The 12,351-nt window shown below is 29.2% G+C and carries 11 protein-coding genes and 1 pseudogene; 8 read left to right on the forward strand and 4 right to left on the reverse strand.

Annotation, left to right across the window (positions count from 1 at the left end):
- Window positions 1-1,314, reverse strand: coding sequence for an aminotransferase class V-fold PLP-dependent enzyme (locus NSA23_RS05910; protein ID WP_042680406.1), 1,314 nt, complete (start codon window positions 1,312-1,314; stop codon window positions 1-3).
- Between the two features lie 153 nt (window positions 1,315-1,467).
- Between NSA23_RS05910 and NSA23_RS05915 the strand changes: the two genes are divergently transcribed.
- The 5 genes from NSA23_RS05915 (at window position 1,468) to NSA23_RS05935 (ending at window position 7,511) form a co-directional block, all read left to right on the forward strand.
- Window positions 1,468-1,869 (forward strand): PLP-dependent transferase, encoded by a 402-nt coding sequence (locus tag NSA23_RS05915; RefSeq protein WP_042680404.1) that lies wholly within the window; start codon window positions 1,468-1,470, stop codon window positions 1,867-1,869.
- A gap of 150 nt (window positions 1,870-2,019) precedes the next feature.
- Window positions 2,020-3,279 (forward strand): ATP-binding protein, encoded by a 1,260-nt coding sequence (locus tag NSA23_RS05920; RefSeq protein ID WP_042680402.1) that lies wholly within the window; start codon window positions 2,020-2,022, stop codon window positions 3,277-3,279.
- Window positions 3,276-4,121: a response regulator gene (locus NSA23_RS05925; RefSeq protein ID WP_042680400.1), complete on the forward strand. Its 846-nt coding sequence runs from the start codon at window positions 3,276-3,278 to the stop codon at window positions 4,119-4,121. Before NSA23_RS05920 ends, NSA23_RS05925 begins: the two co-directional genes overlap by 4 nt.
- A gap of 89 nt (window positions 4,122-4,210) precedes the next feature.
- Window positions 4,211-5,623 (forward strand): alanine/glycine:cation symporter family protein, encoded by a 1,413-nt coding sequence (locus NSA23_RS05930; RefSeq protein ID WP_257490332.1) that lies wholly within the window; start codon window positions 4,211-4,213, stop codon window positions 5,621-5,623.
- 481 nt (window positions 5,624-6,104) lie between these two features.
- A complete protein-coding gene (locus tag NSA23_RS05935) occupies window positions 6,105-7,511 on the forward strand; it encodes an alanine/glycine:cation symporter family protein (protein ID WP_257490333.1) in 1,407 nt (468 codons plus the stop codon).
- Window positions 7,512-7,554: 43 nt separating this feature from the next.
- Here the strand turns inward: NSA23_RS05935 and NSA23_RS05940 are convergent, their stop codons facing one another.
- Window positions 7,555-8,235 carry a hydrolase gene (locus NSA23_RS05940; RefSeq protein WP_042680394.1) on the reverse strand — a complete coding sequence of 227 codons (681 nt, stop codon included), beginning with the start codon at window positions 8,233-8,235 and terminating at the stop codon, window positions 7,555-7,557.
- 430 nt (window positions 8,236-8,665) lie between these two features.
- Here NSA23_RS05940 and NSA23_RS05945 point away from each other — a divergent pair.
- Window positions 8,666-9,265, forward strand: a pseudogene (locus NSA23_RS05945) (DUF1538 domain-containing protein).
- Between the two features lie 15 nt (window positions 9,266-9,280).
- Window positions 9,281-9,505, forward strand: a complete 225-nt coding sequence (locus NSA23_RS05950) for a P-II family nitrogen regulator (RefSeq protein WP_246119184.1) — start codon at window positions 9,281-9,283, stop codon at window positions 9,503-9,505.
- Window positions 9,506-9,694: 189 nt separating this feature from the next.
- On the opposite strand, the gene NSA23_RS05955 is transcribed toward NSA23_RS05950, so the two are convergent.
- Window positions 9,695-10,762 carry a YeiH family protein gene (locus NSA23_RS05955; RefSeq protein WP_042680392.1) on the reverse strand — a complete coding sequence of 356 codons (1,068 nt, stop codon included), beginning with the start codon at window positions 10,760-10,762 and terminating at the stop codon, window positions 9,695-9,697.
- Window positions 10,763-11,114: 352 nt separating this feature from the next.
- Between NSA23_RS05955 and NSA23_RS05960 the strand changes: the two genes are divergently transcribed.
- On the forward strand, window positions 11,115-12,026 hold the full coding sequence (locus NSA23_RS05960; RefSeq protein WP_042680390.1) for a LysR family transcriptional regulator: 912 nt from the start codon (window positions 11,115-11,117) through the stop codon (window positions 12,024-12,026).
- Here the strand turns inward: NSA23_RS05960 and NSA23_RS05965 are convergent, their stop codons facing one another.
- A complete protein-coding gene (locus tag NSA23_RS05965) occupies window positions 12,027-12,248 on the reverse strand; it encodes a sulfurtransferase TusA family protein (RefSeq protein WP_042680388.1) in 222 nt (73 codons plus the stop codon).
- Window positions 12,249-12,351: the final 103 nt, after the last annotated feature.

A 12,351-nucleotide genomic window follows, 5' to 3' on the forward strand; every position in this document is an offset into this window, starting at 1 on the left:
TTAGAAAAAAAGAGGTTTTCTATACTTAGTATTATATTTTTCTCTATTTAATGCAATTTCTCTGAGCAATTCTATAAAAATATTTATCTCTTCAAAGTTATTATAGAGGCCAAAACTGACTCTAACCATACCAGGGCGAGGTAAAGTTGAATCATCTTTATATTTTTCTATATCTTTCGGATCAATTTTAAGCAATTTTTGTATATAAGGTTGGGCACAGAAACATCCACTTCTTACTGCAATTCCACCTTCGGAAGCAAGGATTTTAGCTACTATTTCATGGTGAATCCCTTCAATATTAAAAGGAATTATAGAAACTCTATTATTAATAGTTTTATCACAATATAGATTAATATTAGGTATATTTTTAATTTTTTCAAGAGTATAATTTGTTAAAAGTTCTTCATATTCATGAATATTTTCCATTCCTATATCTCTTAGATTTTTTATGCTGGCCATTAAAGCTACTACACCCATAATATTTGGAGTGCCGGCCTCTTCTTTATTGGGTGGATTTTCCCATATAACAAAGTCTGGGGTTACAATACTGACAGTTCCTCCTCCTACAAATTCAGGATCTCCTTTCACAAAAGTTTCCCTTGGGCCTATAAGGACACCAGTGCCAAATGGAGCATACATTTTATGAGCAGAAAAGGCAAGGTAATCTATATGACTATTAGAATTAATAGGTTTCATATCTACTGGATAGTGGGGGATTAGTTGTGCACCATCTACTAATATTTTTGCATTATATTTATGGGCTATTCTAGCAATTTTATAAATAGGATTTATATAACCTGTCACATTTGAAGCTCCTGTGACTGCCACCAATTTAACTTTGCCATTATATTTTTTAAGTTTGTATTCTAAATCATCTAAAGAGAGTCTACCAAATGTATCTATATCTATATAATCTACTTTGTATTTGTTTCTCCAAGGTAGGTCATTTGAATGATGCTCCATAAAGGTAGATAATATAACATCATCTTTATCTTCTTCAAATAATCTATAGGAGAGCTTATTTATAGCTTCTGTTGTATTTTTAACAAAGATTACTTCATGATATCGAGGGTCTCCTTTGACAAAATTTAATACTACATTCCTTGATTTATCATAGAAATCAGATGAAAGAACAGATTTATATCCAGTGCCTCTATGTATGGAAGAATACCAAGGTGCAAAATTGTTAATTCCATTAATAACAGAAGAAAAAGGAGGGGTTGTAGCTCCATTGTCAAAATTTATATAAGGTACTTTTTTCCCATTCCTAATTGGAACTAATGTATCTATTCCAAATATTAAATTTCTATACATTATTCATCACCTAAAATTTATTTTACTATCATTATATTGGAGAGAATAAAAATTGTTACTTAAAAAGTATTAACAAACATTTAAAATCTTTATTTCATATATGGTTTTATATTATAATTAAAGTCAGAATATAAATAAAATTTGGAAATAAGAATGGATAAACATTGTGAAAATAGTTCCAAAGTAGTTAAATTCTTTGAAAAGCATCCAATAGTTGAAAAAGTCTACTATCCAGGACTTAAAAGTTTTCCTCAATATGAATTAGCCAAAAAACAGATGAAACTTCTAAGGGCTATTATATCCTTTGAAATAAAAGGTGGTATAGAAGACGGAAAGAAAGTTATGGATAATGTTAAACTTTGCTCTTTAGCAGTAAGTTTAGGAGATACAGAAACTTTGATTCAACATCCAGCTTTTATGACTCATTCTCCTTATACAGAAGAAGAAAGAAAAGAAAGTGGTATTTCAGATGGACTTATAAGATTATCTATTGGTTTAGAAATAACTGAAGATATAATTAATGATTTAAAGCAAGCATTATGTATTATTATTTAGCATTTAGATAAATATAAATAAGAAGAGTATATACTCTTCTTATTTATATTTTGTTAAAATAATATCAGTATTTCACTTATTTCTTTCCAAATGATATAATTATTATAATAATGGCATAATATATTCAAATACATAACTTAAGGTGATGTAATGAATAAGCAAAAAAAGTTTCTTTTAACTATCCTTGCAGTAGGTATATCAGCACAATTATATATAAATTTTTACATATCGAATTTTAAATTTTCTTTTGCTGGTATAGTGTTTCCGATATTCTTATTTATGTATGATGAGATAAATCCAATTTTATTAGGAATTTTTTCAGGATTGTCCTTATATATTTTTAGAGTTATTTTAGGAGGAAGTTTTCCTAATACAGACATATTTTGGTATTTTCCAGAAACGATATTTTATATAGTTTATGGTACCGTTTTCTTCATATGTAAGAATTTTCTAGTATCTATTACTTCAAATCAAATGTTTATTATTTCTTTTGTAAGTGATTTTTTAGGAAATTTATTAGAGGTCTATATTAGAATTGGAGACAATGTTTTTTTAAGAGAATCAAATGTAATAAGAGGTTTAATATTAGTAGCTTTTATAAGAGCGGGGATTGTGTGGTTAATACTCAATTCTCTCAGGTATTACAGAATGTTTTTAATGAAAAAAGAACATGAGGAAAGATATATTAAACTTCTCTGGCTTACATCTAGACTTAAGACGGAAATATATTGGATGGAAAAGAACATGGAAAATATTGAGTCAGTTATGTCTAATGCATATGAATTGTTTTTCAAGATTAATAATAAAGAAGATAGGGAAAGTTGGGGTAATAGAGCTTTAGATATCTCTAAAGATGTTCATGAAATTAAAAAGGAATATGGGCTAGTAGTTAAGGGGATAGAAGAAGTAATTTCTAATAAACTTAATGACAAAGGAATTTATTTTCATGAGATAGAACGAATATTAGAAAATAGTATGAAGACAGAGATTAAATATAAAAAGAAAAGAATTGCATTGGATTTTCAACTAGGAGAAAACTTCTACACAGAAAAACATTATTATTTAATGTCTATATTAAGAAATATTATAATGAATTCCATTGAATCTATAGAAAATACAGGCAAAATTATATTTATTCATGAAGTTAGAGAAAAGGAGCATTTATTTATAATTAAAGATAATGGCTGTGGAATAAGTGAAGAAGATTTAGATTATATTTTCTCACCAGGATATTCTACAAAAATAAATTATGTAACAGGTGAAATAAATAGAGGATTAGGATTAAGTCTTGTAAAAAACATAGTTGAAGTTCACTTAAAGGGAAATATTAATATATTCTCTAAAATAGGTGAGGGTACTACATTTGAAATATTTATTCCAATTACAGAATTGGAGGTTGAAAATATATGAAAATATTTATATTAGATGATGATATGAATGTTGTTAGGATATTGGAAAAGATTATTTATGATAGAAATTTAGGGACTGTTGTAGGAAAATCTACAAATGGAAATGAAGGATATGAAAAGATCAAAGAACTTGAACCAGATTTAGTACTTATAGATCTTTTGATGCCAGGTGAAGATGGAATATCAATTGTAAAAAAACTTAAGAATTATTATCCTAATATAGAATTTATAATGATATCTCAAGTATCTTCTAAAGATATGGTAGAAAAAGCTTATAAATACGGCGTAGAGTATTATATTTACAAACCTATAAATGCATTAGAAGTAGAGATAATTATAAAGAAAGTAAGAGAAAGAATAGAGATTGATAGAACCCTTGTAAAAATTCAACAATTATTTAATGATAAAGAGTCTTATGTAGAGTATAAAGATAGAAAATATTCTTGTGAACAATGTATCAAAGATATATTAATAAAATTGGGCATTATGGGTGAAAAAGGAAGTTATGATATTATTAAAGTGTCCCAATATATTATTAATAAAGATATAGATATTTCCAATGTGACTATACGAAATCTTTGCAATAATTTTTCTAAAAATCCAAAATCTATGGAACAGCGAATGAGAAGAACTATTGCCGTGGCTATGTCAAATATAGCTAGCTTAGGAATTGAAGATTATATGAATGATACGTTTGTAGAATATTCAAGTAGCTTATTTAACTTTGAACAAGTCAAGAAGGAAATGGATTATCTAAGGAAAAAATCTGATAGAAGAGGTTCGGTAAATACAAAAAAGTTTATAGCTGGCCTCATAACACATTGTGAAAATAAAAACGATTAAAAATTTTCAGAATATATTTTGTAGTACTCTGTAGTTTGTTGAATCTCCTAATATATACTTTAATTGAGTTTAAATTAGGAGGTTTTTATATGAAAACTTTTGAGGCAATCGTTTCCCAAGGAGTAAAGTTAGCCTGGGGACCTGTAACTATTATTTTATTAGTAGGAATAGGTATTTACTTAAGTATTGCTACTAGGTTTATTCAATTTAGGAAAATGAAAACTAGTCTTAAACTTCTTACATCTAAATCAGATGAAGGAGAAGGTGATTTAACACCATTTCAAGCTTTAATGACATCTATGGCAGCAACTATTGGAACTGGTAATATTGCAGGAGTAGCATCTGCAATAGTGATGGGAGGACCAGGAGCTATATTTTGGATGTGGGTAAGTGGTCTCTTCGGTGGTGCAACTAAGTTTGCTGAAGGTCTTCTTGCTGTGAAATATAGGATAACAAATGAAGATGGAGAAAAATCTGGCGGTCCAATGTATTATATAAGTCGAGGCATTAAAGAACAATATGGAATTAATGCTAGTTGGCTTGGATGGTTGTTTGCACTTTTTGGACTTATAGCTTCTCTTGGTATTGGAAATATGACTCAAGCTAATGCAGTTTCTGATTCATTAAAGGTAGTTATTGGAATAAACCCTTATATATCAGGAGGGGTTATAGCAGTATTGACAGCATTAGTAATAATTGGCGGAGTTAAAAATATCGGAAAAATAACTGAAAAAATAGTTCCTATTATGTCAGTATCTTATATTGTAGGTTCAATTATAGCTATATTAAGTAATGTATCTATGGTTCCTACAGTTTTCAAAATGATATTTATAAATGCTTTTACAGCAGAAGCGTTAGCAGGTGGTACATTAGGTACTATAATCAGAATAGGTGTATCTAGAGGTATGTTTTCAAATGAAGCAGGACTTGGAAGTGCTCCAATAGCTCATGCATCATCTAAAAATGATGATCCTGTAGCTCAAGGTATTATAGCTTCTCTTGATTCATTTTTTACTACAATAATAATATGTACTATGACTGCAATCGTTATCTTAACTTCTGAGTTAGTAACTATAAATGGAAATGGTATTATGGAAATTGAAGGTAATTTAAATGGTGCTACATTAACTACAGTAGCATTTGATAAATTGATACCAGGTATAGGTGGTTATATTGTAACTTTTGGACTAATATTTTTCGCGTTTTCAACTATTATTGGATGGTATTATTATGGAGCTAAATGTATTGAGTATATTGCAGGATTAAAAGCCGTAAATGTATATAAATGGGTCTGGGTAGTACTTTCCTTTGTAGGAGCAATTGTACCTTTAGAAATAGTGTGGAATTTATCAGATATGTTTAATGGTTTAATGGCAATACCAAATATAATAGGTCTTATAGCTCTTAGTCCAGTTGTGTTTAAAATGACAAAAGAATATGATAAGAAAATTAAAATTGAGAAAGACAAAGTAAGAGAACAATTAACAAATCCTATTGGATAATATATGGGAAAAGAAATATCATAAATTATAAAATATTTATAAATAGGCTTCTTTAATTTATAGGATGGGAAATCCATAATTAAAGAAGCCTATTTTATTATTCTTTAAATGTAAAGGTATAATATTAATATTTTAGTAAAAAAGGTATTGTTAATTAGATATCAACGATATAGAGAAAAAAGTAATATACTGTAATAAAAAATAAGAAAATTCAAATTTAATAGTATGAAGATAGATCAACAACCCAGAATATATAAGACTTTAAGAAAATAATATAAAACTTAAATACCACATAAAACTTCAAAATAAGTCGTTAAAATACAGACAAATATTTGTGAAAATAAAAACGATTTATAATTTTCAGAAAACAGTTTGAAGCTTAAGGTAGTTTAGTGTATTTTATTGAAGCTCATATTGTATAATTTTAACATTGAATAATCCAAAATTTATTAACTAATAAAACAAATTGGGAGGTATATTTATGAGTTTTTTCCAGAGTTTTATTTCTAAAGCTGCTGATATAGTTTGGGGACCCTTTATTGTTGCACTACTAGTGGGAACTGGAATATATTTGAGTTTTAGAACTAAGTTTATCCAATTTAGAAAGATGAATGCAGCAACAAAATCCCTTCTTTCTGGAGAAGAGTATGGTGAAGGAGATATAAGTCCCTTCCAAGCTTTAATGACATCTATGGCAGCCACCATTGGAACAGGAAATATTGTTGGAGTTGCATCTGCTATATCCTTTGGTGGACCAGGAGCTGTATTTTGGATGTGGGTAAGTGGAGCTTTTGGTGGTGCAACTAAATTTGCTGAAGCGTTTCTTGCAATAAAGTATAGAATAACAAATGATGATGGAGAAAAATCTGGTGGACCTATGTATTATATAAGTAAGGGGCTCGAAAAAGAATATGGGATTAATGCTAATTGGCTAGGTTGGTTGTTTGCTTTCTTTGGCTTTATAGCTTCCTTTGGTATTGGAAATATGACTCAAGCTAACTCAGTCTCAGAATCTGTTAAAGCTACTTTTGGAGTAAGTCCTATTATAACGGGTATAGTAATTGCTGTACTTACGGCGTTGGTAATAATTGGTGGTATTAAAAATATTGGACGTGTAACTGAAAAATTAGTACCTGCTATGGCAATAATGTATATTATAGGTTCACTTATAGCTATATTTAGCAATATAACTATGCTTCCAACAGTTTTTAAAATGATCTTTGCAAATGCTTTTACAGGTCAAGCGGTAGGAGGAGGATTGCTCGGGACAGTAATAAGATTTGGAATTGCAAGGGGAGTATTTTCTAATGAGGCTGGTCTTGGAAGTGCTCCAATAGCCCATGCTGCTTCTAAAAATAATGATCCAATAACTGAAGGTATTATGGCTTCATTAGGTGTTTTTATAGATACTATTATAATTTGTACAATGACAGCTCTTGTTATTTTGTCTTCTGGATTAGTAACTGTAGGTTCAAATGGTGCTATGGTGATTGAAGGTAATTTACAAGCCGCAACTCTAACTACAGCTGCTTTTAAAACATTACTTCCAGGTATAGGAGGTTATATCATATCCATTGGACTAATATTCTTTGCATTTTCAACTATTCTTGGTTGGTTTTACTATGGTTCTAAATGTGTTGAATATATTGCAGGGTTAAAGGCTGTTAACTATTATAGCTGGGCTTGGATAATTATAACTTTTATAGGAGCAACTACTTCCTTAGAAATAGTATGGAGTATATCAGATGTATTCAATGGTTTAATGATAATACCAAATTTAATAGGTATTTTAGGTTTAAGCCCAATTATAATTAAAGCAACAAAGGATTATGATAAGAAAATAAAAATGGAAAATGGTGAGGTAAGTGAACAATTAACAACACCATAATATAATAAAAGTATAAGAATTAGGAAGCCTAAATTTAGGCTTCCTAATTCTCTTTTTTAATTCTATATTGATCCATAATGCTTGCAAATACTTTTCCACTTGAAGGTGGGGTATAGGTAATGGCATTGGCTCCCGCTTCAATAGTATTCAATATAGATTGGTCTGTAGGACCGCCTGTTGCTATGATTGGAAGTTCTTTTCCATAGTCTTTTCTAATTTTTTCGACTATTTCAGTGGTTTCTGATCCCCCTGATACATTTAAAATTCTTGCTCCAGCATCTAATTTGGCTTTATAATCATCATAATGAGATGCTACAGTTGCAATAATAGGTATATCAATTCTTTTATACATTTTACTTATTACTTGTGTACTGGTTGGAGCATTTACTACTACTCCATAAGCTCCCATAAGTTCAGCTTGAAGAGAAATATCTATAGATCTTTTCCCTGTAGTCAGTCCCCCACCTACACCTACAAAAACTGGAACTGGAGCAACTTCTAAAATTGCTTGCGTAATAGACAATTGAGGAGTAAAAGGATATACTGCTATTATTGAATTAGCATTAGTGTTTTTAATTACTGCTACATCTGTAGAAAAAAGAAGGGATTTAATCCTTGTTCCCAATACTTTTATGCCAGTAGCTTTATATATAACTGGTGGTACTTCTATTATCCTACTCCTTAGTTTTGATTTTACTTCAGGAATATATTTTTCCTTTTCCATTTTATATACCTCCAATCTTTATAGATTTACATAGAATATTATGTCCTAATTATAGTTAATGATTATATTTACCCTAAAATAAGTAAGTCAATCTATTTTAATATGTTTTTGAATATGGTGTGTTTAAAAAATATATTATTTGGCTTAATACATTTATTTTGACATAGTATCAAATATGATATAATTTCGTTTAATTGGAAGGCTCTATTATTGAAGTTAAGGTTTTCATATATGAGGAAATATATCTTTAACTATTTTAATTATTATATTCATTTAAGTCAATAGAATTTAATAATATTTTTTAATAATATTTTAGATAATAAAAGAGGGGGCGTTTAAAGTGAAAAATTTAGAGGGGTTAAGTGCGCTTTGGGAAACAGCAAGAGCTGTTATACCTATCTCTGCTTTTCTTATTCTATTCTAAATTTTAATACTTAGAAAGCCAATAGAAAGTGTAAAAAACTTTACTATAGGTTTCCTATTAAGTATATTTGGACTACATTTTTTCCTAAAAGGGGTATCAATATCTTTAATACCATTAGGGGATTCTGTAGGGAAAATTTAATATATCTTGAACGTAAATGGATAGTGATATTATTTGCATTTGTACTAGGATACTTTGCTACTCTGATAGAACCTACTTTAAAGGCATTAGCATTGAAGGTTGAAGGGAGCTATTCCACAAAAGATTCTTATTCATGCTGTAGCTATTGGATTTGGGGGAGGAATGGCATTGGGAATATTTAAGATATTAAATAATATTCCTAATACTAAGATAATAATGCCTATACTAATTCTAATACTAATACTTACTTATTTTGCACCAGATGAATTTGTTGCTATTGCAATGGATTCAGCAAGTTCAACTATAGGTCCTGTAAATATTCCTTTAAATATGGCAGTAACAATTGGATTTTCAAAGATACTAGAGAATTCAGACTCTCTTCTCAATGGCTTTGGTATTGTAGGATTGACATCATTAGGAGCAGTAGTTTCAGTTCTGATTTTAGGTATAATAACTAGTATTTAAGAAAGGGATTATATAATGGAAGAAAAGATATGTATTGTAGCTATAGTTGAAAGGGGTAAGGCAGATAAAATAGTTGATAAAGCAAAAGATGCAGGGGCAAAGGGGGCTACAATTTTGTATGGAAGAGGAACTGGAGAAAGTGAAATACAAAAGTTTTTAAATATACATATTGAAGCTTCAAAGGAAATAATACTTATAGTAAGTAAGAATCAAAATATAAAAAAATATTTGACACAATGATAGAAGCAGGTGGGCTTAAGAAGCCAGGGGCAGGAATTATATTTACTATTCATATATCAAATCTAGTGGGACTTCGCCACAGGAAGGAATTTTAGAAAGGTGTGAATATATTCATGCTTTTCTAAAGTGGCTATGGTTACACTAAAATATAAAAAGATGTGAGAAAATCACATCTTTTATTATAAAAAATTATTTAGTCATTATAAAGAAGATATAGGTCATTGATGATATACAAAGTCCAATCCAAGTACAGCCACCTAGCATAATAGGTTTTATGCCTTTTGTAAATAAGTCCTTAAAATTAATCTTGAATCCAACACCGGCAAGAGCTGTTGTTACTAAAAATTTAGATGCTTTTTTAATAAAAGGTGCAGTACTTTCAGGAAATACTCCTATGGTATTTAAAAGGGCCATTATTACAAATATTAGTATAAACCATGGAAATACTCTAAGAACTATTTTTCCTACGGATTCATTTTTACCATCATCTATTGAAGATGATGAGCCATTGATCCCTTGAACAGCTAAGCTTTTTCTTTTATTATTAATTGTAATAAAAGTGAAAATTATTGCTAGAACAACTAACATAGTTGTACGTGTTAATTTGACTATTACAGCCAAGTTGCCTCCAGTTAATCCGCTAGCAGACATAGATAGATTACCTAATAGCTTATCAAAGGTATCAGCAGCAGCTACTACACTTGAGGTATCATTTATAGCTGTTCCTGCCAGTACACCAAATTGTTCTGGAGATAAGGCCAATGCTCTTCCTAAATAGGGAAAGCCTAAAGCAGCTATAATATCAAATAAAAATATTGCTGTAAGTGCATAAGCCATTTCTGACTCTTTTGCTTCTATTATAGATGATAAAGTGGCTATAGCAGTACCACCACAAATAGAAGTTCCTCCCCCTACTAAGGTTCTTGTATTTTTACTTACTCCTAGTTTTCCACCTATTAAATAAGCAATACCAAGAGCAAGAGCTATATTAAAAATAATAAGAGGAAGTGCACTAGCTCCAAATCCTACAATTTCTTTGAAGCTTAGAGTTGCACCTGTAACTATAATTCCTAAATTCAAGAACTTTTTAGCGGCAAAAGTTGTACCATCTTTAAAATCTCCTTCTGGTGGTTTAATATTAGCAACTAACATTCCAATGAAGAGACCTATCATAGGGCCACCTATTACACGTTGTAATCCACCTAGATAAGTTGCTATAAAGGCTATAATTACACATACTACTACACCTAATAACATATATATCCCTCCTTTAAAATATAATGAAAATTAAATAGTATTTTCCAAACCATAAAAGTTTAAAAGTCAAGTATATATGTAGTTTATAATATGTAAATAATAAATTAATTTTAATAGTTTGGAATTTTAAGTTTATTATATTGACAAAGACTTGTTAAAATAGTAACATTTAGCTACATAATTATTCTCTAACTACAATTGTATAATATATTAGTAATTAGTAGTGATTAATTATGCTTATAGTGTATAAGAGTTATTGATAGTCAATTAACAAACAATATAAGATCCTTCATAATTTAGTCTTGTTTTATAATCTGATAATATGGATTTATAGGAGGAAAGGGGAGCTACTATGAATATTTATAATTTAAGAGCTTTTATAGAGATAATAGAAGAAAATAGTATTTCTAAAGCGGCAAATAAATTGCATTTGACCCAATCAGCTTTAAGTCAGAAACTAAAATCTATAGAAAAGGAATTAGATTGTAAACTTTTAGAAAGGAGTAATAGAGGGGTTGAACCAACAGAAAAAGGGGATATAGTATTTAAATATGCAGAAATATTTTTAAGTTTATATGATAATATGATTGAAGAAATAAAAAAATGTGATGAAGTTCAGATAAAGGAAATAAGAATTGTATCATCTGGCAGTGTAAGTGAGTATTTAATTCCCTGTACCCTCTATACTTATAAGGAGAAGCATAAAGATGTAAAGTTTTCTACTAAAAGCGATTATACTAAAAATGTAGTGGATTTAATATTGAGTAATGGTGCAGATGTAGGTTTTGTAACTATTCCTATAAATAAGAAAAGCATTGAATGTATTAAACTTGGCAAAAGCAATTTAGTTTTTATATATTCACCTGAAAACGAATACATAAAAGATGCAGATGAATACATTAGCCTTAAAGAAATAGCTTCTTATCCGTTCATATTAGGGCCAGAAGAAAGTGGTATAAGGAAAGTTACAGAGAATATGTTCTATGAGAACTCTATTTTACTTGATAGTTTAAATATTCATATGGAGTTAGGTAGTATAGAATCAATTAAAACATCAGTTATAAAGAATCATGGTGTATCCATGGTCCCTTATATATCTGCTAAGAAGGAGTTATATACAGGCGTTTTAAAAACTAAGCCTATAAAAGATCTAGAGGTTAAATGTGATATTTGTATGTTATATCAAAAAGAACAGTTGAAAGATGAATATATAAATAATTTCATTAATTATATGAAAAAGTTTGGCAGGGACACTTTTTGTTAATTATAATTTTTTAATTGTTATTTGCCAAATACCTGGTATTTCTTCTTCATCTTCAACTATACATTTTTCATCTTCAAATGCATCTCTTATATTGGAGGAGGCACAGCTAAGATCAGTTATTAGTACTACTTTTTCTCCACTTTTAATCCTTTTATATTCTTGTTGAGCTTTAAGTAAAGGCAAGGGACAGAAATCGCCAAGACAATCAATTTTTTTTATCATTTTTTCACTCCTCTTGAATAATTGAAATCTATATTTAATTTATGGAAAATACATTTTTATAATAGTATTATACTATAAAAATAATAAAATTTCTTATGGTATT

The organism is Anaerosalibacter massiliensis (genome assembly GCF_024623155.1).
Classification (GTDB): Bacteria; Bacillota; Clostridia; order Tissierellales; family Sporanaerobacteraceae; genus Anaerosalibacter; species Anaerosalibacter massiliensis.

What these genes read in the sequence shown, in the direction of transcription:
- NSA23_RS05965 (WP_042680388.1), bottom strand. Translation starts at nt 12,248, where the DNA reads ATGATAAAAAAAATTGATTGTCTTGGCGATTTCTGTCCCTTGCCTTTA.
- NSA23_RS05940 (WP_042680394.1), bottom strand. Translation starts at nt 8,235, where the DNA reads ATGGAAAAGGAAAAATATATTCCTGAAGTAAAATCAAAACTAAGGAGT.
- NSA23_RS05950 (WP_246119184.1), top strand. Translation starts at nt 9,281, where the DNA reads ATGGAAGAAAAGATATGTATTGTAGCTATAGTTGAAAGGGGTAAGGCA.
- NSA23_RS05920 (WP_042680402.1), top strand. Translation starts at nt 2,020, where the DNA reads ATGAATAAGCAAAAAAAGTTTCTTTTAACTATCCTTGCAGTAGGTATA.
- NSA23_RS05910 (WP_042680406.1), bottom strand. Translation starts at nt 1,314, where the DNA reads ATGTATAGAAATTTAATATTTGGAATAGATACATTAGTTCCAATTAGG.
- NSA23_RS05935 (WP_257490333.1), top strand. Translation starts at nt 6,105, where the DNA reads ATGAGTTTTTTCCAGAGTTTTATTTCTAAAGCTGCTGATATAGTTTGG.
- NSA23_RS05925 (WP_042680400.1), top strand. Translation starts at nt 3,276, where the DNA reads ATGAAAATATTTATATTAGATGATGATATGAATGTTGTTAGGATATTG.
- NSA23_RS05930 (WP_257490332.1), top strand. Translation starts at nt 4,211, where the DNA reads ATGAAAACTTTTGAGGCAATCGTTTCCCAAGGAGTAAAGTTAGCCTGG.
- NSA23_RS05955 (WP_042680392.1), bottom strand. Translation starts at nt 10,762, where the DNA reads ATGTTATTAGGTGTAGTAGTATGTGTAATTATAGCCTTTATAGCAACT.
- NSA23_RS05915 (WP_042680404.1), top strand. Translation starts at nt 1,468, where the DNA reads ATGGATAAACATTGTGAAAATAGTTCCAAAGTAGTTAAATTCTTTGAA.
- NSA23_RS05960 (WP_042680390.1), top strand. Translation starts at nt 11,115, where the DNA reads ATGAATATTTATAATTTAAGAGCTTTTATAGAGATAATAGAAGAAAAT.